The organism is Streptomyces sp. NPDC111628, assembly GCF_055635195.1.
In genome coordinates this window covers 47,206-65,181 of record NZ_JBVKBZ010000005.1, presented here as the reverse complement: position 1 = coordinate 65,181, position 17,976 = coordinate 47,206, and the positions used below count along the sequence as shown (strand labels likewise).

General features: G+C 70.3%; 19 protein-coding genes and 3 tRNA genes. 12 read left to right on the top strand and 10 right to left on the bottom strand.

Annotation, left to right across the window (positions count from 1 at the left end):
- Nucleotides 1-25: 25 nt before the first annotated feature.
- From ACZ7MF_RS26085 to ACZ7MF_RS26065, 5 genes are all read right to left on the bottom strand, one after another.
- Complete coding sequence (locus tag ACZ7MF_RS26085) at nucleotides 26-841, bottom strand: ABC transporter permease (RefSeq protein ID WP_356867790.1); 816 nt, start codon at nucleotides 839-841, stop codon at nucleotides 26-28.
- The gene (locus tag ACZ7MF_RS26080; RefSeq protein ID WP_471480207.1) at nucleotides 838-1,836 is read right to left on the bottom strand and encodes an ABC transporter ATP-binding protein; all 999 of its coding nucleotides are present in this window, start codon (nucleotides 1,834-1,836) and stop codon (nucleotides 838-840) included. The genes ACZ7MF_RS26085 and ACZ7MF_RS26080 overlap by 4 nt, the downstream gene beginning before the upstream one ends.
- Before the next feature lie 141 nt (nucleotides 1,837-1,977).
- Nucleotides 1,978-2,050 (bottom strand) — tRNA-Gly (locus ACZ7MF_RS26075).
- Nucleotides 2,051-2,132: 82 nt separating this feature from the next.
- Nucleotides 2,133-2,204 (bottom strand) — tRNA-Gly (locus tag ACZ7MF_RS26070).
- Nucleotides 2,205-2,371: 167 nt separating this feature from the next.
- On the bottom strand, nucleotides 2,372-2,689 hold the full coding sequence (locus ACZ7MF_RS26065; RefSeq protein ID WP_003974896.1) for a histone-like nucleoid-structuring protein Lsr2: 318 nt from the start codon (nucleotides 2,687-2,689) through the stop codon (nucleotides 2,372-2,374).
- 350 nt (nucleotides 2,690-3,039) lie between these two features.
- On the opposite strand from ACZ7MF_RS26065, the gene purS reads away from it, so the two are divergent.
- From purS to purL, 3 genes are read left to right on the top strand one after another with little or no spacing between them, the layout of a single operon-like run.
- On the top strand, nucleotides 3,040-3,312 hold the full coding sequence (purS, locus tag ACZ7MF_RS26060; protein WP_003974895.1) for a phosphoribosylformylglycinamidine synthase subunit PurS: 273 nt from the start codon (nucleotides 3,040-3,042) through the stop codon (nucleotides 3,310-3,312).
- Nucleotides 3,309-3,989: a phosphoribosylformylglycinamidine synthase subunit PurQ gene (purQ, locus tag ACZ7MF_RS26055; RefSeq protein WP_356867795.1), complete on the top strand. Its 681-nt coding sequence runs from the start codon at nucleotides 3,309-3,311 to the stop codon at nucleotides 3,987-3,989. Before purS ends, purQ begins: the two co-directional genes overlap by 4 nt.
- On the top strand, nucleotides 3,986-6,244 hold the full coding sequence (purL, locus tag ACZ7MF_RS26050) for a phosphoribosylformylglycinamidine synthase subunit PurL (protein ID WP_471480205.1): 2,259 nt from the start codon (nucleotides 3,986-3,988) through the stop codon (nucleotides 6,242-6,244). Before purQ ends, purL begins: the two co-directional genes overlap by 4 nt.
- 61 nt (nucleotides 6,245-6,305) lie before the next feature.
- Here purL and ACZ7MF_RS26045 read toward each other — a convergent pair whose 3' ends face one another.
- Nucleotides 6,306-6,890, bottom strand: a complete 585-nt coding sequence (locus ACZ7MF_RS26045; RefSeq protein ID WP_471480203.1) for a Uma2 family endonuclease — start codon at nucleotides 6,888-6,890, stop codon at nucleotides 6,306-6,308.
- A 109-nt stretch (nucleotides 6,891-6,999) separates the two neighbouring features.
- On the opposite strand from ACZ7MF_RS26045, the gene ACZ7MF_RS26040 reads away from it, so the two are divergent.
- The 7 genes from ACZ7MF_RS26040 to purM all read left to right on the top strand — a co-directional run bounded on the left by ACZ7MF_RS26040 (nucleotide 7,000) and on the right by purM (nucleotide 13,296).
- On the top strand, nucleotides 7,000-7,506 hold the full coding sequence (locus ACZ7MF_RS26040) for an ArsR/SmtB family transcription factor (protein WP_471480201.1): 507 nt from the start codon (nucleotides 7,000-7,002) through the stop codon (nucleotides 7,504-7,506).
- 65 nt (nucleotides 7,507-7,571) lie between these two features.
- Nucleotides 7,572-8,423 carry a M23 family metallopeptidase gene (locus ACZ7MF_RS26035; protein ID WP_471480200.1) on the top strand — a complete coding sequence of 284 codons (852 nt, stop codon included), beginning with the start codon at nucleotides 7,572-7,574 and terminating at the stop codon, nucleotides 8,421-8,423.
- A gap of 82 nt (nucleotides 8,424-8,505) precedes the next feature.
- Nucleotides 8,506-8,814, top strand: a complete 309-nt coding sequence (locus tag ACZ7MF_RS26030) for a hypothetical protein (protein ID WP_471480198.1) — start codon at nucleotides 8,506-8,508, stop codon at nucleotides 8,812-8,814.
- A 36-nt stretch (nucleotides 8,815-8,850) separates the two neighbouring features.
- Nucleotides 8,851-9,648: a maleylpyruvate isomerase family mycothiol-dependent enzyme gene (locus ACZ7MF_RS26025; protein ID WP_471480196.1), complete on the top strand. Its 798-nt coding sequence runs from the start codon at nucleotides 8,851-8,853 to the stop codon at nucleotides 9,646-9,648.
- A 72-nt stretch (nucleotides 9,649-9,720) separates the two neighbouring features.
- Entirely contained in the window at nucleotides 9,721-10,560 is an 840-nt protein-coding gene (locus ACZ7MF_RS26020) for an META domain-containing protein (protein WP_471480195.1), read from the top strand.
- A gap of 62 nt (nucleotides 10,561-10,622) precedes the next feature.
- Nucleotides 10,623-12,149, top strand: coding sequence for an amidophosphoribosyltransferase (purF, locus tag ACZ7MF_RS26015; protein WP_471480193.1), 1,527 nt, complete (start codon nucleotides 10,623-10,625; stop codon nucleotides 12,147-12,149).
- A 79-nt stretch (nucleotides 12,150-12,228) separates the two neighbouring features.
- Nucleotides 12,229-13,296: a phosphoribosylformylglycinamidine cyclo-ligase gene (gene purM, locus ACZ7MF_RS26010; protein ID WP_471480191.1), complete on the top strand. Its 1,068-nt coding sequence runs from the start codon at nucleotides 12,229-12,231 to the stop codon at nucleotides 13,294-13,296.
- Nucleotides 13,297-13,392: 96 nt separating this feature from the next.
- Here the strand turns inward: purM and ACZ7MF_RS26005 are convergent, their stop codons facing one another.
- On the bottom strand, nucleotides 13,393-13,647 hold the full coding sequence (locus tag ACZ7MF_RS26005) for a DUF3073 domain-containing protein (RefSeq protein WP_003974884.1): 255 nt from the start codon (nucleotides 13,645-13,647) through the stop codon (nucleotides 13,393-13,395).
- 321 nt (nucleotides 13,648-13,968) lie between these two features.
- Nucleotides 13,969-15,063 (bottom strand): Leu/Phe/Val dehydrogenase, encoded by a 1,095-nt coding sequence (locus tag ACZ7MF_RS26000; RefSeq protein ID WP_471480189.1) that lies wholly within the window; start codon nucleotides 15,061-15,063, stop codon nucleotides 13,969-13,971.
- Nucleotides 15,064-15,292: 229 nt separating this feature from the next.
- Between ACZ7MF_RS26000 and ACZ7MF_RS25995 the strand changes: the two genes are divergently transcribed.
- The gene (locus ACZ7MF_RS25995; RefSeq protein ID WP_471480187.1) at nucleotides 15,293-16,144 is read left to right on the top strand and encodes a DUF8083 family protein; all 852 of its coding nucleotides are present in this window, start codon (nucleotides 15,293-15,295) and stop codon (nucleotides 16,142-16,144) included.
- 533 nt (nucleotides 16,145-16,677) lie between these two features.
- Nucleotides 16,678-16,884: a developmental transcriptional regulator BldC gene (bldC, locus tag ACZ7MF_RS25990; RefSeq protein WP_003949541.1), complete on the top strand. Its 207-nt coding sequence runs from the start codon at nucleotides 16,678-16,680 to the stop codon at nucleotides 16,882-16,884.
- Nucleotides 16,885-17,324: 440 nt separating this feature from the next.
- Here the strand turns inward: bldC and ACZ7MF_RS25985 are convergent, their stop codons facing one another.
- A complete protein-coding gene (locus tag ACZ7MF_RS25985; protein WP_471480185.1) occupies nucleotides 17,325-17,519 on the bottom strand; it encodes a DUF6274 family protein in 195 nt (64 codons plus the stop codon).
- 301 nt (nucleotides 17,520-17,820) lie between these two features.
- A tRNA-Asp gene (locus ACZ7MF_RS25980) sits at nucleotides 17,821-17,895 on the bottom strand.
- Nucleotides 17,896-17,976: the final 81 nt, after the last annotated feature.

The window sequence follows — 17,976 nt, the reverse complement described above, 5'->3', positions numbered from 1 at the left end:
CCGCCACTCCCGCTCGACTCGCACGTCAGTGCCGCGGCTCCCACCGGAACCGCCGCCGTACAGCAAACACCGCGAGCACGGTCCAGGCCACCGCCGTCGCCACGGCGCCCAGTGTCTCGGCCGCCGACAGGTCGCCGGTCCAGCCGCCGCGCACCAGGGTGACGACGGGGGTCAGCGGCAGCAGCTCGCACACCGAGGCCACCCGGTCGGGCAGCAGCTCCAGCGGGAAGAACAGGCCGGAGGCGAGCATCGAGACGAACGTGAACGGCAGCGGCGTGACCTGCGCGCTCTCGCCGGTCCTGGTGAAGCTCGCGGTGACGGCCGCGAGCGCGGCGCACATCAGCAGGCCCAGCAGCAGGCCGACGACGCTCAGCAGGGGTGCGGACGGTGCCGGCAGGTCGAGCAGGACCGCGCAGCCCACCGCGAGCAGCAGGGACTGCACCAGCCCGCTGAGCACGGCCGGCAGGGCGGATCCGGCGAGGATCTCCGCGTCCCGCAGCTCGCCGGTGCGCAGCCGCTTGAGGACGAGTTCCTCGCGCCGGACGACGAACACGCCGACGAGGGCCGAGTAGACGGCGAACAGCAGGGAGAAGCCGATCGCGGCGGGCAGCACGAGCGTGCCGATGGTCAGCCCCGCCTTGCCGAGGTCCATCTCCTCGGCTCCCGCCCGCACGCTGAACGGCATCACGAAGGGGATGAACAGCGCGGCGAAGACGGTGCCCTTGTTCCGCCCGAGCAGGGTCAGCTCGGCGCGGGCGAGGGCGGTCATGCGGCTTCTCGGCGTGGTGGCCGCCGTCCGGGCGGGACCCTTCGCGCGGGCCGGTGCGTCCGTGGCGCTCATGCCGCGTACTCCTTCTTCGTCGTGTCCGTCGTGCCCGTCGTGTCCGTCGCGGTGCCGTCCGCCCTCGCCGCCACCTTCTTGGCGATGCTGAGGAAGGCCTCCTCCAGGGACGCCGAGCGCACGTCCAGGCGGCGCAGCTCCACCGAGGCCTGCGCGGCCCACACCAGCAGGCCGGTGGCCGCGCGCTGGAGTTCCCTGGTGCGCAGCTTCACCGTCCGGCCGTCGATCTCGTGGTCGCTCACGCCGAGTTCGCCGAGCGGCGGCAGGTCGCCCACGAAGTAGCCGTCGGGCAGTTCGAAGGAGATGTGGGACGGCTGTGCGGCGGTCACCTCGGCCGGGGTGCCGGTGGCGGCGATCCGGCCGTCGTGCATGATCGCGAGCCGGTCGGCGAGGTGTTCGGCCTCCTCCAGGTAGTGCGTGGTCAGCAGCACCGTCGTGCCCTGGTCGCGCAGGGCGGCCACCAACTCCCAGGTGTCCCGGCGGCCTTCGGCGTCCAGGCCGGTGCTGGGCTCGTCGAGGAAGAGCACCTCGGGGTCGCCGAGCAGCGCGAGCGCCAGGTCCAGGCGGCGCCGCTGGCCACCGGACAGCTGCTTCACGCGGGTGTCGGTCTTCGACTCCAGACCGACCAGCGCCAGCACCTCGGCCGGCGGCCGGGCGCCGCTCACGCACCCCGCCCACATCCGTGCCGTCTCGGCGACCGTCAGCTCGGAGGGGAAGCCGCCCTCCTGGAGCATGACCCCGGTGCGCGGGCGCACGGCGGCCCGCTCGGTGTACGGGTCGTGCCCGAGGACCCGTACCCGCCCGCCGGCCGGGGCGGCCAGGCCCTCCAGGAGCTCGACCGTCGACGTCTTGCCGGCGCCGTTGGTGCCGAGCAGGGCGAAGACCTCGCCGCGGCGCACGGAGAAGTCGATTCCGCGCACGGCCTCGAACCCGCCCCCGTACACCCGCCGAAGGCCGGTGACCTCAATCACGTGTTCGTGCTCGTTCGTCTGCATGCTTCGAGCATTCCGGCGCACCGGGCGGGACGACAGTGCGAGCCGTCATCACCGGACATGACAAATGTCAGAGCCGTTGGGGCACCCGGGACCGGATACACGAAAAGACCCCGGTCCTGGAGGACCGGGGTCTGATTCCCGAGCGGACGACGAGGCTCGAACTCGCGACCTCAACCTTGGCAAGGTTGCGCTCTACCAACTGAGCTACGTCCGCATGTGCTCCCGATCAGCAGTTCACTGATCGGTGCGAGCACCAGCCTACCTGATCCCATCGGGTCATCGGTACGGCAGTGCAGAGCGGGTGACAGGAATTGCACACTGCGCCTTCCCCCTGGAAGGGGGATGTTCTACTACTGAACTACACCCGCATGTTCCGTGAGCTGGGCCTTTCGGCCTAGCCCCTCGGCGTGCTCCAGACTTTAGCTGATCACCCGGGGTGCCGCGCAAGTCGGTTGCCGCGAGGGGCGGCTGAGCGGCCGTCGGCCGCTCCCGCCGGACGCCGGCCCACTGGAGGCCGGTTCACTGGACGCACGGCTCACCGCGCCTCGGCGAACGCCTCGTACACCTTCTTCGGGATCCGGCCCCGCGCGGGCACGTCCATCTTGTTCGCCTGGGCCCAGGCGCGGACCGCCGCCGGGTCGGGGGCGACCTCCGTCTGCCGGTAGGCCTTGCCGGACCGGGAGCGCTTGCGGCCGGCCGAGACGTACGGTTCGAGCGCCTTGCGCAGTTTCCGGGCATTGGCTTCGTTCAGGTCGATCTCGTACATCCGGCCGTCGACTCCGAAGGCGATCGTCTCCGCCGCTTCCGAGCCGTCGATGTCGTCAAAGAGAGTGACCACGACACGCTGCGCCACGAATATCGGTCCCTTCGTGCGGCATCTCCGCGATGACGTGCCCGAACGTGCCGAGACGCCGCGATGATGCCGACTGTTCGCCTGTAATTGGGCAAAGTATCGGCTAATGACATTTCATTTGTACAGTGCCCGGCATTGCAATGGGAAGACCGACTAAATCTGCCCGCGTGTCCGTCGGGCAATAGGTGTCCGCGCTCGATCCCGGATCTTTCCCGAAGCTTTTCGTGGCCGCCCCCTCCCGATGCCGAATCGTGACTGGGCTCACGTAGTTTCCTCCAAGGCTACGCGCGTAGAAATTTTGTACGGGTAGTCTGAAGGAACCTGCTCAGCACCACACACCGGGAGTGCCAGTGGCACGCGTCGTAGTCGACGTCATGCTCAAGCCGGAGATCCTCGACCCCCAGGGCCAGGCGGTGCAGCGCGCACTGCCGCGACTGGGTTTCGAAGGGATCTCGGACGTCCGCCAGGGAAAGCGATTCGAACTGGAAGTGGACGGGCCGGTCGACGACGCCGCCCTCGCCCGCATCCATGATCTTGCGGAATCCTTCCTCGCCAACACCGTGATCGAGGACTTCACCGTCAAGGTCGAGTCCGAAGACGTAGTCGCGGGGGCGGCGAAGTGACCGCTCGTATTGGCGTCGTCACTTTCCCTGGCTCTCTCGACGACCGGGACACGCAGCGCGCGATCCGCGTCGCCGGCGCCGAACCCGTCGCTCTCTGGCACAAGGACAAGGACCTCAAGCAGGTCGACGCCGTGGTGCTGTGCGGCGGTTTCTCGTACGGCGATTATCTGCGCGCCGGCGCCATCGCGCGCTTCTCGCCGGTGATGGACACCGTCATCGACCAGGCGAAGGCCGGGCTGCCGGTGCTGGGCATCTGCAACGGCTTCCAGATCCTCACCGAGGCCCACCTGCTGCCCGGCGGCATGCTGGGCAACGACCACCTGCACTTCATCTGCCGCGACCAGAAGCTGCGGGTGGAGAACGCGGACACCTCCTGGACCAGCGACTACACCGCCGGTCAGGAGATCCACATCCCGCTGAAGAACATGGACGGCCGCTACGTCGCCGACCAGCACACGCTGGACGAGCTGGAGGCCGAGGGGCGGGTCGCCTTCCGCTACCTGGACATGAACCCCAACGGTTCGCTCAACGACATCGCCGGCATCACCAACGCCGCCGGGAACGTCGTCGGCCTCATGCCGCACCCCGAGCACGCCGTCGAGTCGCTGATCGGTACGGGCCGTACCGACGGCCTGCCGTTCTTCACCTCGATCCTCAAGAAGCTGGTCAACGCATGAGCCGGACGCCTCTGGACACGGTCGAGCACGCGACCGCGACCCCCGACGTCGAGCTGCCCTGGGCCGAGCTGGGCCTGAAGAAGGACGAGTACGAGAGGGTCGTCGAGATCCTCGGCCGCCGCCCCACCGGCGCGGAGCTGGCCATGTACTCCGTCATGTGGTCCGAGCACTGCTCGTACAAGAGCAGCAAGGTCCACCTGCGCCAGTTCGGCGAGAAGGCCCCCGAGTCCGAGGCGATGCTCGTCGGCATCGGCGAGAACGCCGGTGTGGTCGACGTCGGCCAGGGCTACGCGGTCACCTTCAAGGTCGAGTCGCACAACCACCCGTCGTACGTGGAGCCCTACCAGGGCGCCGCGACCGGCGTCGGCGGCATCGTGCGCGACATCATCGCGATGGGCGCGCGGCCGGTCGCCGTCGTGGACCCCCTGCGCTTCGGCGCCGCGGACCACCCCGACACCAAGCGCGTCCTGCCGGGCGTCGTCGCCGGCATCGGCGGCTACGGCAACTGCCTGGGCCTGCCCAACATCGGCGGCGAGGTCGTCTTCGACGCCTGCTACCAGGGCAACCCGCTGGTCAACGCCGGTGCCATCGGCGTCATGCGGCACGAGGACATCCACCTCGCGAAGGCCTCCGGCGCGGGCAACAAGGTCATCCTGTACGGCGCCCGCACCGGCGGCGACGGCATCGGCGGCGCGTCGATCCTGGCGAGCGAGACCTTCGACGACGCGAAGCCGTCCAAGCGTCCCGCCGTCCAGGTCGGCGACCCCTTCCAGGAGAAGCTCCTCATCGAGTGCACCCTGGAGGCGTTCGCCGAGAAGCTGGTCGTCGGTATCCAGGACCTCGGCGCGGCGGGCCTGTCCTGCGCCACGTCCGAGCTGGCGTCGAACGGCTCCGGCGGCATGCGCGTCACCCTGGACGACGTACCGCTGCGCGACTCGACCCTCTCGCCCGAGGAAATCCTCATGAGCGAGTCGCAGGAACGCATGTGCGCGGTCGTGGAGCCGGAGAAGGTCGACCGCTTCCTGGAGATCTGCGACAAGTGGGACGTCATCGCCACGGTGATCGGTGAGGTCACCGACGGCGACCGCCTCGAGATCTTCTGGCACGGCGGCAAGATCGTCGACGTCGACCCGCGCACCGTCGCCCACGACGGCCCGGTCTACGAGCGCCCCTACGCCCGCCCCGACTGGCAGGACGCCCTCCAGGCCGACGACGCGGGCAAGCTGCCGCGGCCGGGCACGTCCGACGAGCTGAAGGACCAGGTCCTCAAGCTGGTCGGCTCGCCCAATCAGGCGTCCAAGCAGTGGATCACGCAGCAGTACGACCACTTCGTGCAGGGCAACACCGTCCTCGCCCAGCCCGAGGACTCGGGCATGATCCGGGTGGACGAGGAGTCCGGCCTCGGTGTCGCCATCGCCACCGACGGCAACGGCCGGTTCGCCAAGCTCGACCCGTACACGGGCGCGCAGCTGGCGCTGGCGGAGGCCTACCGCAACGTGGCCACGACCGGGGCGAAGCCCCTCGCGGTCTCCGACTGCCTGAACTTCGGCTCGCCGGAGGACCCGGCGGTCATGTGGCAGTTCGCGGAGGCCGTGCGCGGCCTGGCCGACGGCTGCCTCCAGCTCGGCACCCCGGTGACCGGCGGCAACGTCTCGCTCTACAACCAGACCGGCGAGGCCGCCATCCACCCCACCCCGGTGGTCGCGGTCCTCGGCGTCATCGACGACGTGGCCCGCCGCACGCCGGTCGCCTTCCAGGAGGACGGCCAGCTGCTGTACCTGCTGGGCGACACGCGTGAGGAGTTCGGCGGCTCGGCCTGGTCCCAGGTGATCCACGACCACCTCGGCGGCCTGCCCCCGAAGGTCGACCTGGAGCGCGAGCGCCTGCTGGGCGAGATCCTGATCTCCGCCTCCCGCGACGGCATGATCGACTCCGCGCACGACCTGTCCGACGGCGGTCTGGTCCAGGCGGTCGTCGAGTCGGCGCTGCTGGGCGGCAAGGGCGCGCGCCTGGTCGTACCGGACGGGCTCGACGCCTTCACCTTCCTGTTCTCGGAGTCGGCGGGCCGTGCGGTCGTCGCCGTCCCGCGCTCGGAGGAGCTCCGCTTCAACGACATGTGCGGCGCCCGCGGGCTGCCCGTCACCCGCATCGGCGTGGTCGACGGCGACGCGGTCGAGGTCCAGGGCGAGTTCACCCTCCCCCTGACCGACCTGCGCGAGGCCCACGAGGGGACCATCCCGGGGCTGCTGGCGTAGTCGCACGCTCGCTGCGCGGCAGAGGTCCCGTCCGGACACGTCCGGACGGGACCTCTGTGCTTCAGCGCACGTAGTTCTTGAGGATCGCCGTGTCGAGTTCGATGCCGACGGGGTCCGGCAGGACCAACGTCTCGCCGAACATCGTGACGCGGGCGTCCCGGTAGCCGCCGACCTGCCGGTCCGGGCTGCTGCGCACCGTAATCGTGCAGCTTCCCCGGTCGATCAGCAGGTACAGGGGGATCCCGGCTTGCCCGTACGCGGCCGGCTTGACGTACCGGGCCCGCCGGTCGGTGTCCGAGTCGTACGAGGTGACCTCGACGACCATGAGCGCCCCGGCCGCGTCGGCCCACTCCCCGTGCCCCGCGAAATGAGCCTCGGGTGCGAGCACGGCGTCCGGCCGCGCACGGCTCTGCCGGTGGGCGTCGACCCGTAACCCTTGTGTCTGGCACAGGTTCAGGTCGGGCCGGGTCTGCAGACAGCGTTTGACCAGCCAGGACACGACGGTGCAGTGATCCCCGTCCCTTGCCTTCCCGACCGCGAGGCGTCCGTCGAGGAACTCGAGGGTGACGGTCTCGGGGGCGCCGGAAGCGATCGTTTCGAACACTTCCACCGACATTTCAGGATGGTGTTCGGCCATGACCGTCATGGTGCTCGCACTCCGGCGCCGGCGAGGGTCGGTTCCCCGCCCAGACGCACGTACGAGTGATCCGCGTTCAAGGATTGCACGTAATTACGTACTTCCGTAATCTGTCGGAGTGGAGCAGCATCTCGAACAACGCGTAGCCGACCTCGAACGGCGCCTCGCCGCGCTGGAAGCCACCGACCGCCCCGCGCCTCGCGTCCAGGGGGGCGACCTCTGGGCCCTGGAAGGGCTAAAGGAGCAGCTCACGGAGCTGGAGGCGGAAGCCGGGGGTGTCCTCTTCACCGGCTCGGTGCGGTTGCCGACCGGGGAGCAGTACGCCTGGCAGCACGGCGCGCTGACCGAGGGGCTGCTGGACGCCGACTGGGCCGAGTCCGCCGAGGTGTTCGCCGCGCTGGGGCATCCCGTGCGGCTGCGGCTGCTGCGGGAGGTTCTCGGCGGGCGACGCACCGCCGCCGAGCTGGCCGAGCTGGACGGAATGGGCACGACCGGCCAGATCTACCACCACCTGCGCCAGCTCACCGGCGCCGGCTGGCTGCACACCACCGGCCGGGGCCGCCACGAGGTGCCGCCGGGGCGGGTCGTCCCGCTGCTGGTGGCGCTGTCGATCGCACGGAACTGACCGAGGGCGGTCAGGACCGACACGAGCAACGTCACGAGCAACGTCACGAGCAAGGGGAAGGACCAATGTCCGCACGCAAGCTCGCCATGATCACCTTCCGGGTGCTGCAGCTCGTCTTCCTGGCCCTGGTGGCCATCGGCGTCCTCTTCGACCCCGGGATCCCGTGGTGGTGCGTCTTCCTGCCGCTGGTCCTCGCCTACGTCCTGATCACCGTGGTCAACCGGTGGAACGGCGGCGCCCCCGACGCGTCCGGCAAGGCCCGCGCACCCGTCGAGACCGCACCGCCCGTCACCGGCCGCTGGTCCGCGCTGAACAGCCCGGCCGACCGCACCCCGAGCCACGGCGTCCACGCCTACGGACAGACCTTCGCCATCGACCTCGTCGCCGAACCCGAGCCCGGCGCCCGCCCCGGCTTCCGCGCCCTGTGGCCCCTCGCCCGGCGCCCCCGGGACTTCCCGGCGTTCGGCGCCCCGCTCCTCGCGGTGGCCGACGGCACGGTCGTACGGGCCGACGACGGCCGGCGCGACCACCTGAGCCGCACCTCGCTGCCCGCGCTGCTGTACCTGATGCTCGTCGAGGGCTCGGTACGGGAGCTGGCGGGGGTCCGCCACATCGTCGGCAACCACCTCGTCCTCGACCTCGGCGACGGCACCCACGCCCTGTACGCCCACGTCCAGCGAGGCTCCTTCGCCGTCCGCGAGGGCGACCGCGTCCGCGCCGGCCAGGTCCTCGCCCGGTGCGGCAACTCCGGCAACTCCACCGAGCCGCACGTCCACTTCCAGCTGATGGACGGCCCCGACCCGGACACCGCGCGGGGTGTCCCCTTCGCCTGGCGCGGCATCGGCGTCCCGCGCAACGGCGCGTACCTCGACGTGGCGGAGGCCGAGCGGGCCGGGCTTGACCTCGAGCGCGGTTGAGCTTCTAGGGTCGGCGACGTCGAGGTCGACGTACCGGAGACGGACCGGAGACGGACCGAAGGCGTACGGGAGGAGAGCGGTCATGAGGACGCTGGTGCTGGGCAGGACCGGGCTCAGGGTGACGGCGGTGCTGGACACGCTGCGCGCCGACGGGTTCGACGTGGAGGGGGTCACGACCGACGAGGAGGCCCGCAAGCTCCTGCAGTCGCGGGAGTTCGGCGTCATGGTCATCGGCGGGGGCGTGGGACCGGACTCCCGCGCCGCCCTCAAGGAGCTCGCGGGCGAGTGCGGAGTGCGGCGGGTGATCGACGGCGGGTTGACGGAGCCGTTCGACGCCTATGTGCGCCGGGTGTTCGAGCCGTTGATCCGGGAGGCCGCCGCCGAGGGGTGAGGCGCCCACTCGCGGGGCTCGCCTAGGCTCACCGCCATGCCGCCCGCCAGGAAACGCCCCCGCGCCTACGACCCCGTCCGCACCCGTGCCGCCGTCCTCGCCCAGTTCGGCCACGTGCGGGCGGCCGTCCGCACTCTCACCCCCGAGCAGCTCGGCCTGCCGACGCGGCTCGGGGACTGGACCGTGCGGGAGCTGGTCGCGCACGTCGGGATGGCGCTGACCGCCGTGGACCGGCTGATGGGCGAGCCGGAACCCGCGCGGCAGGACGGGCAACTGCTCGACTGGCCGTTCGCCATCGCCGCCGACGCGGACGCCATCGCGGGCACCGCCCGCCGGCTCGCCGCCGAGCACCCCGACCTCGGCGCCCACCTCGCCGAGGTCGAGCGGCGCTTCACCGAGCGGCTCGACACCCACCCCGGGAGCAGGCTGCTCCCCACCAGCGCGGGCGCCCTGCCGCTGGCCGACTACGTCGTCACCCGCACCGTCGAGCTGGTCGTGCACACCGACGACCTGAACACCGCGGTCCCCGGCCTCGACATCCCGTACGACCGGCAGGCGCTGGCCGCCGCCACCCGGCTGCTGGCCGACGCGCTCGCCGTGAAGGCGCCCGGCGGCTCGACGGAGGTGCGGATCCCGCCGTACGCGGTCGTGCAGTGCGTCGAGGGCCCCCGGCACACCCGGGGCACCCCGCCCAACGTCGTCGAGACCGACCCGCTGACCTGGATCCGGCTCGCCACCGGACGGCTGGCCTGGAAGGACGCCCTGGACGGGGCGAAGGTGAGCGCGAGCGGGGAGCGGGCCGACCTCGGGGCGCTGCTGCCGCTGCTGAGCTGAGCGGCGGCCGGGGAGAGGCGGAGAACCGGGCGGACGACGGAACCGGACCTTCCCCGTCTCCGTCGAATCGGCATGTACAGGCAGAAGCAGCAGCGCAGCATGACCCTCACCGCGGCGGCCGTCGTCGCGCTCGTCCCGCTCGCCGCGGCCTGCGGGAGCGAGCAGGCCGACGGCACCGGCGGTGGTTCCGTCGGCGCGGACGGACCGGGCGTCACCGGCGTCCGGTGGAGCATCGACAGCGTCACCGTCGACGGCACCACGCACCGGGCGCCGGACGCGGCACACGTACGGATCGACGACGGCGGCGAGGCCGCGGGCAGCACCGGCTGCAACAGCTTCAGCGCCCGCGCCGCCGTCGAAGACGCGGGCGACGGCGACGGCGACAGCGGTGACGACGGCCGACGTGTCCGGCTCAGCGACGCCATGTTCACCGAGAAGGCCTGCGCCCGGACGCCCGCCGGCTTCGAGAAGTCCCTCGGCCGCGCCCTCACCACCGGCCCCCTCACCACGGAGAGCGAGGGCGACCGCCTGACCCTCACCACTGCCGACGGCGACACCGTCCGGCTCAGCAGGTCCGAGGACGCGTCCCTCCACGGCACGAAGTGGGCCGTCGACGCCCCGGGCAAGAAGGACGGGAAGGGCCGCGCCCACCTCACCTTCGACCAGGACGCGAAGACCGTCTCCGGGCGGCTCCCCTGCAACCACGTCAACGCCAGGGCCACCGTCAGCGACGGGCGTATCACCCTCGGCGCCCCGTCCACCACCCGAATGATGTGCGAAGGCTCACTCATGGACGCCGAGAAGCGGCTGCTGGGCTTCTTCGACAGCAAGGTCGACTACCGGATCGATCAGGAAACCCTCACGCTGACCAGCGCAGACGGTGTCACGGTCCGCGCCGTCGCCGACCGGTGATCCACTGGTGAGCCCGCATCCCCAATTCGGACCAGTGGTCGACCTCGCCTACACTCGGAGGCGTGCCACGTGGTGACGGTCGACTCAATCACGATCTGCTTCCCGGCGAGAAGGGCCCCCAGGACGCTTGCGGCGTCTTCGGTGTCTGGGCTCCTGGCGAAGAGGTCGCAAAGCTCACGTACTTCGGGCTGTACGCCCTCCAGCATCGGGGCCAGGAGTCCGCGGGAATCGCGGTCAGCAACGGCTCCCAGATCCTCGTCTTCAAGGACATGGGCCTGGTGTCCCAGGTCTTCGACGAGACCTCGCTCGGTTCGCTCCAGGGTCACATCGCGGTCGGTCACGCCCGCTACTCGACCACCGGTGCCTCCGTGTGGGAGAACGCCCAGCCGACGTTCCGTGCCACCGCGCAGGGTTCCCTCGCGCTCGGGCACAACGGCAACCTCGTCAACACCGCCCAGCTCGCGGAGCTGGTCGCCGGCCTGCCCAAGCAGGAAGGCCGCTCCACCCGCGTCGCGGCGACCAACGACACGGACCTGATCACGGCCCTGCTCGCGGGTCAGGTCGACGACGACGGCAAGCCGCTGACCGTCGAGGAGGCGGCCGGCCAGGTGCTGCCCCAGGTGCGCGGCGCCTTCTCCCTCGTCTTCATGGACGAGCACACCCTCTACGCGGCCCGCGACCCGCAGGGCATCCGCCCGCTGGTCCTCGGCCGCCTCGAGCGCGGCTGGGTGGTCGCCTCCGAGTCCGCCGCCCTCGACATCTGCGGCGCCAGCTTCGTCCGGGAGATCGAGCCGGGCGAGTTCGTCGCCATCGACGAGAACGGCCTGCGAACGTCTCGATTCGCAGAAGCGAAGCCCAAGCACTGTGTCTTCGAATACGTGTACCTGGCCCGCCCGGACACCGACATCGCCGGCCGCAACGTCTACCTCTCGCGTGTCGAGATGGGCCGCCGGCTGGCGAAGGAGGCCCCCGCGGAGGCCGATCTCGTCATAGCGACCCCGGAATCCGGCACCCCCGCCGCGATCGGCTACGCCGAGGCCTCCGGCATCCCCTTCGGCAACGGCCTGGTGAAGAACGCCTATGTCGGCCGGACCTTCATCCAGCCCTCACAGACCATTCGCCAGTTGGGCATCCGCCTGAAGCTGAATCCCCTGAAGGAAGTCATCAAGGGCAAGCGGCTGGTCGTCGTCGACGACTCCATCGTCCGCGGCAACACCCAGCGGGCCCTGGTCCGCATGCTCCGCGAGGCGGGCGCCGCCGAGATCCACATCCGGATCTCGTCCCCGCCCGTGAAGTGGCCCTGCTTCTTCGGCATCGACTTCGCCACCCGCGCCGAGCTGATCGCCAACGGCATGAGCGTCGAGGAGATCGGCACCTCGATGGGCGCCGACTCCCTGGCGTACATCTCCATCGACGGCATGATCGAGGCGACCACCATCGCCAAGCCGAACCTGTGCCGCGCCTGCTTCGACGGCGAGTACCCGATGGAGCTCCCCGACCCCGAGCTGCTCGGCAAGCAGCTCCTGGAGACCGAGCTGGCCGCCGGGCCCGCCGGTACGGCCGCCGCCGACGCCATCCGTCGCCCGTAGCCGTCCCTTTCCCTGGCTTGCCCGGCTTCCCATGGTTTCCCTGGCCTCCCTGCCGTACGACACGAAGGTTCACATCGTCATGCCTGACACAACTGGTGCCAGCTACGCAGCAGCCGGCGTCGACATCGAGGCGGGCGACCGCGCCGTCGAGCTCATGAAGGAATGGGTCAAGAAGACGCGGCGCCCGGAGGTCCTCGGCGGCCTCGGCGGCTTCGCCGGCCTCTTCGACGCCTCGGCCCTCAAGAACTACGAGCGCCCGCTGCTCGCCTCCGCCACCGACGGTGTCGGCACCAAGGTCGACATCGCCCGTCAGCTCGGCGTCTACGACACCATCGGCCACGACCTGGTCGCGATGGTCATGGACGACATCGTGGTGTGCGGCGCCGAGCCGCTGTTCATGACCGACTACATCTGCGTCGGCAAGGTCCACCCCGAGCGTGTCGCCGCCATCGTCAAGGGCATCGCCGAGGGCTGTGTGCTGGCCGGATGCGCCCTGGTGGGCGGCGAGACGGCCGAGCACCCCGGCCTGCTGGGCGCCGACGACTTCGACGTCGCGGGCGCCGGTACGGGCGTCGTGGAGGCCGACCGTCTGCTCGGCCCGGATCGCATCCGTACGGGTGACGCGGTGATCGCCATGGCGTCCTCCGGGCTTCACTCGAACGGGTACTCGCTGGTCCGCCACGTCCTGCTGAACGAGGGCGGCCTGGCGCTCGACGCCCACCTGGACGGTGTCGGCCGCACCCTCGGCGAGGAACTGCTGGAGCCGACCAAGATCTACTCCCTGGACTGCCTGGCCCTCATGCGCACCGCCGAGGTCCACGCCTTCAGCCACGTCACCGGCGGCGGCCTCGCGGCCAACCTGGCCCGCGTGATCCCCGACGGCCTGCACGCCGTGGTCGACCGCTCCACCTGGACCCCGGGCGCGATCTTCGACCTCGTCGGCCGGACCGGCAAGGTCGAGCGCCTGGAGCTGGAGAAGACCCTCAACATGGGCGTGGGCATGATCGCGATCGTGCCCGAGGAGTCGACGGACGTGGCCCTGACGACCCTCGCCGACCGCGGCGTGGACGCGTGGGTGGCCGGCGAGATCACCGACCGCGCAGACCACCAGAGCGGCGCGGCACTGATCGGCGACTACGCCGCCTGAGGAGACGCAGGTGCCGCAGGTGCCCCGGATGCCGCGGGTAGCACAGAACCCGGTCGGTGACAGAGGTCACCGACCGGGAAGGTGTTCAGTGCAAGGTCAAGCGCCGCGTCGCTGTTGGGACGGGGACTGGCCGTCCTCGTCCTCGTCGTCGTCCTCATAGAGGTCGGCGTACTTTGCGTACACGTCGTCGTCCTGCTCATCGTCCTCGAATTGCTCGCCATTCGGCGGTTGCGAATTCGACGGCGATGCGCCCAGCTCCTCGGCCAGGCGGGAGAGATCAGTCCCACCGCTGTTGTACTTCAGCTGGCGGGCGACCTTCGTCTGCTTGGCCTTGGCCCGGCCGCGCCCCATGGCTCGACCCCCTCAACGACGGGGCTCGACGGCCCCAGAGTCTTGACACGCGTTCATGGTCCGGAACGGGCTCTCCGCAGAGAGACCGGTCCGTAGGGCTTCCACGGTACCTGAGCCCACGCCCATACGGTACGTCGCCCGCAGCACGTGGCCCTGCCCAGGACCGTCGAGGAGCCCCGTCCTCGCTGGTCAAAGGCGATTTTAACCACCTTTCGACGGTCGACCCGCCGGGATAAGTGAGAGTTCTCTCCAACTGCGCCCCGACGGGTACCGGTCAAACCCCGCGAAGCCCCCGCCGGGTCACCGTCCGCAATCGCCGGATCACGGCCTGGGACGGGCCTCCGCCATCCGCTGCTCGGCGATCCGGTCGGCCGCCGCGGCCGGCGGAATACCGTCCTCCTTCGCACGTGCGAATATGGCCAGCGTGGTGTCGTAGATCTTCGCGGCCTTCGCCTTGCACCGGTCGAAGTCGAAGCCGTGCAGCTCGTCGGCGACCTGGATGACACCGCCGGCGTTCACCACGTAGTCCGGCGCGTAGAGGATCCCGCGGTCGGCGAGGTCCTTCTCGACGCCCGGGTGGGCGAGCTGGTTGTTGGCCGCGCCGCACACCACCTTGGCGGTCAGCACCGTCACGCTGTCGTCGTTCAGCGCGCCGCCGAGCGCGCAGGGCGCGTAGATGTCCAGGTTCTCCACCCGGATCAGCGCGTCGGTGTCGGCGACGGCGACCACCGAAGGGTGCCGCTCGGTGATGCCCCGCACCACGTCCTTGCGCACGTCGGTGACGACGACGTGGGCGCCCTCGGCGAGCAGGTGCTCGACCAGGTGGTGGCCGACCTTGCCGACGCCCGCGATGCCGACCGTGCGGTCGCGCAGCGTCGGGTCGCCCCACAGGTGCTGGGCGGCGGCCCGCATGCCCTGGTAGACGCCGAAGGAGGTGAGCACGGAGGAGTCGCCCGCGCCGCCGTTCTCCGGGGAGCGCCCGGTCGTCCAGCGGCACTCGCGGGCCACGACGTCCATGTCGGCGACGTAGGTGCCGACGTCGCACGCGGTGACGTAGCGGCCGCCCAGCGAGGCGACGAACCGGCCGTAGGCGAGGAGCAGTTCCTCGCTCTTGATCTGCTCCGGATCGCCGATGATCACCGCCTTGCCGCCACCGTGGTCCAGACCGGCCATGGCGTTCTTGTACGACATCCCGCGCGCGAGGTTCAGCGCGTCGGCGACGGCCTCCGCCTCGCTCGCGTACGGGTAGAAGCGGGTACCGCCGAGCGCGGGGCCCAGGGCGGTGGAGTGGAGGGCGATCACGGCCTTGAGGCCGCTGGCACGGTCCTGGCAGAGCACGACTTGCTCATGACCCCCCTGATCCGAGTGGAACAGGGTGTGCAGTACATCAGCAGGTGCGCCGTTTACGTCGGTCACGGTGGTGACTCCTGTGTAGGTGCGGCGATGGGTGGCAGGCCCCGTGAAGGTGGCGGGGACTGTGGCACGAGATTAGAGCCTGGGGGTACCGGCCCGCCGCACAGTGCTCAGGATCACCTCCGCACGGAGTACGGGCGTGCGACGATTTGCAGAGATTCCCGCGCGTTTGTGATCCGTTTCCACGGGTTTCCGCAGGTTTTCGCGCCGGTGCGCGGGGGAGGGAGCAGGCGTGCCCAAGGTGTCCTCGGTGATCGTCCCGTACGCGGCGTACCTGCGCGTGTACGAGCCGCTGGCGGCCTTCCCCGACGAGGAACGCGCCCACTGGACCCGCTACGCCCGCCGTCCCGACCGGCCCTCCTACCAGGACGAGCTGCGCCGCTCCCTGGCCGACCTGCTGCCCACCCCGCCCGTGGCGGTGCCGGTGCACGAGAGCGCCGACGCCTTCGTGACCGAGGTGGACGGCGTGGTCTGCGTCTGCCCCTGGCGGACCCGGCTGCGCGGCTGGCAGGCCCTGGGCGACCTGGCCGAGGACTTCCCGGAGCCGGTCCTGGACGCCCTGATCCCACCCGTCGTACGCCGCCAGAGCGCGCAGGACTACGAGCGCTGGCTGGAGCGCAACCCGGACGCCCGGCCCTGGATCCGCACCGCCACCTGGCAGGTGCCGATCAACTGGTTCGTCCTGGTCTCCGACGCGGAGCGGGAGTACGAGGAGGGCGGCGACGACGAGGCGGCGACCGCACCGGTGCTGCGCTACCGCACGCCCATGGTGCAGGCCCGCCGGCGGGTGGCCCGGGGGCTGCGGGCCCTGCGGGAGGCCGTGGACGAGGGGCCGCTCATCGACGGCCTGGTGGACGTGGGGCGCTGGCTGGAGGAGTTCCACCCGCGTTCCCTGGTCGAGCTGGACTACGGCGGACTGGTGCACGCCCTGCCGGCCGGCGAGTTGGCGGCGGACCACTCCGCGGCCGACGTGGCCGAGGGGATCGAGGCGCTGCGCCACGGCGACGGGGTCACCGCGGGGGCGGCGTACGGGCGGCTGGTGGAGCGCTGGCGGGCGGTCCGGGACCGGCGCTCGGCGAACTGACGTTTGACGTACCGCCCGATGTGGGGTTTCGTCTTCCGCTCCGACACCCGCCCGGGGTGGGCTGATCTCCTGCCGACAAGGGACGTAGGTCCCGATCCGGGCGTATGCGTCAAGCGTGACGGACCGCACGTACATCACTCTTGCGCCGCTTCCCCCTCCTCATGCCAAAATAGGACAAGGAGCCCGGGGAGGGCTCCTTCCGTCCTGCCGTGATGCACTGTGGGTGGAATCTCAGCATTGCACGCTTTGGGGGGTCTGGTGACTCCTGATCGCCCCTGTGACTGATCGTCACAGAGGCGTGACTGTCCGCTATGGCATGGTCCATCGGCTTCCGTCGCTGATGAACACCTGGGAGGGCAATTCCATCGGTTTGGCCGACGCGGCTGGACAGATGGTGTAGTTGTAGTGCCGAGGACAAGCCGTTCGTCCTATAACCGACTCGACTCGCGTCCGCCATTTCGGGCAACGCGGGTCAAGGTGCAGAATTTAGAGGAATGAACCGAGAAGGTTCGGTTCTCCCGAGGAGGCCGCTCATGACCGCTCGCACCCCTGATGCCGAGCCGCTGCTGACCCCGGCTGAGGTCGCCACCATGTTCCGCGTCGACCCGAAGACGGTCACGCGCTGGGCGAAGGCCGGCAAGCTCACGTCGATCCGCACGCTCGGCGGGCATCGCCGCTACCGCGAAGCCGAGGTCCGCGCTCTGCTCGCGGGCATTCCGCAGCAGCGCAGCGAGGCCTGAACAACTGAATAACCGGGCAGAACGACAGGTCCCCCAATCTGTCGCGGCGCCTGGAACCACAGCTCCAAGCGACGCCGTCCCTGCCCCAACAGAGGTGCGTCGTTGATCGCGCTGGACTCCGCCGGGTCCAGCGCGATTTTTTTGTGCCCGGGCCCAGGCGTGTGCCCGGGTGCATGACCGGGTCCGCGTCCTGTCCTGTGTCCGGGCTTGTCGGAGTCTGGGGAGGGGTGTCGGATCGGCTGTGCGAGCACTGCGAAGGTGGTGCAATTGCACATATTAAATTGATCAGTTGTAGGGGAGCCGTAAGTGCCACGGTTCCAAAAACTCATGCGGTGACACCCGTCACACGCCGCGGCGGTTGTTGGATCCGACGCCGGTGCGCTAATGGAGGCGTGGCCTCCAGGAGGTCTGCGGGGCAAGGGCGTTGGGGTCGCGCGCTTTCATGCCGTGGGCGCGCTCCCGTCCTCGACGCCCTCTTGACGACCTGTCGGAGACTGTGGGGCCGGCGAGTCCAGTGCGAGCCGCAGGAGCCGGTGGCAGATCGGGCAGTGGCGCGTCAGGTGACCGTACGACGACGCGGCCGACAGATGCGCGCGGAGCAGGGCCCGCGTCTCGTGCCTGACCGATGTCGCCATACGCCACCTCCAGGGGCCACAGGGTGGTTGTGCCCTGTCTTTGAAGTACCGAGCGAAAGTGACGCCGTCAAGGCCGCGGGAGGGCGGCTCAGGGCCGCTGAGAGCTTCTGGCGACTCCTGATGCCCCTGAGGGCGACCAGGGAAGGCCAGTTGCCCGCACCCGACGCTGCGGGCAAAAGAAGAAGCCCCGCACCAGACGGTGCGGGGCCACCTTGACAGGGTGGCGAGCGCTTCGCGTGTGACGCCCCGCCATACGAAGAGGCCCCGCACCGATTGCTCGGTGCGGGGCCTCTCTTTACTGCGGTCCTGACGGGATTTGAACCCGCGGCCTCCACCTTGACAGGGTGGCGAGCACTCCAAGCTGCTCCACAGGACCAGGTTTCGCGGCGCTTTTGTTGTGTTGCGCTGCGAGAAGAGACTGTACAGGAGGGTGGGCCGCCGGTCGAACTCACCCTCC

What these genes read in the sequence shown, in the direction of transcription:
- ACZ7MF_RS26085 (WP_356867790.1), bottom strand. Translation starts at nt 841, where the DNA reads ATGAGCGCCACGGACGCACCGGCCCGCGCGAAGGGTCCCGCCCGGACG.
- ACZ7MF_RS26080 (WP_471480207.1), bottom strand. Translation starts at nt 1,836, where the DNA reads ATGCAGACGAACGAGCACGAACACGTGATTGAGGTCACCGGCCTTCGG.
- purL (WP_471480205.1), top strand. Translation starts at nt 3,986, where the DNA reads ATGAGCCGGACGCCTCTGGACACGGTCGAGCACGCGACCGCGACCCCC.
- ACZ7MF_RS26045 (WP_471480203.1), bottom strand. Translation starts at nt 6,890, where the DNA reads ATGACGGTCATGGCCGAACACCATCCTGAAATGTCGGTGGAAGTGTTC.
- ACZ7MF_RS26035 (WP_471480200.1), top strand. Translation starts at nt 7,572, where the DNA reads ATGTCCGCACGCAAGCTCGCCATGATCACCTTCCGGGTGCTGCAGCTC.
- ACZ7MF_RS26030 (WP_471480198.1), top strand. Translation starts at nt 8,506, where the DNA reads ATGAGGACGCTGGTGCTGGGCAGGACCGGGCTCAGGGTGACGGCGGTG.
- ACZ7MF_RS26025 (WP_471480196.1), top strand. Translation starts at nt 8,851, where the DNA reads ATGCCGCCCGCCAGGAAACGCCCCCGCGCCTACGACCCCGTCCGCACC.
- ACZ7MF_RS26020 (WP_471480195.1), top strand. Translation starts at nt 9,721, where the DNA reads ATGTACAGGCAGAAGCAGCAGCGCAGCATGACCCTCACCGCGGCGGCC.
- purM (WP_471480191.1), top strand. Translation starts at nt 12,229, where the DNA reads ATGCCTGACACAACTGGTGCCAGCTACGCAGCAGCCGGCGTCGACATC.
- ACZ7MF_RS26005 (WP_003974884.1), bottom strand. Translation starts at nt 13,647, where the DNA reads ATGGGGCGCGGCCGGGCCAAGGCCAAGCAGACGAAGGTCGCCCGCCAG.
- bldC (WP_003949541.1), top strand. Translation starts at nt 16,678, where the DNA reads ATGACCGCTCGCACCCCTGATGCCGAGCCGCTGCTGACCCCGGCTGAG.
- ACZ7MF_RS25985 (WP_471480185.1), bottom strand. Translation starts at nt 17,519, where the DNA reads ATGGCGACATCGGTCAGGCACGAGACGCGGGCCCTGCTCCGCGCGCAT.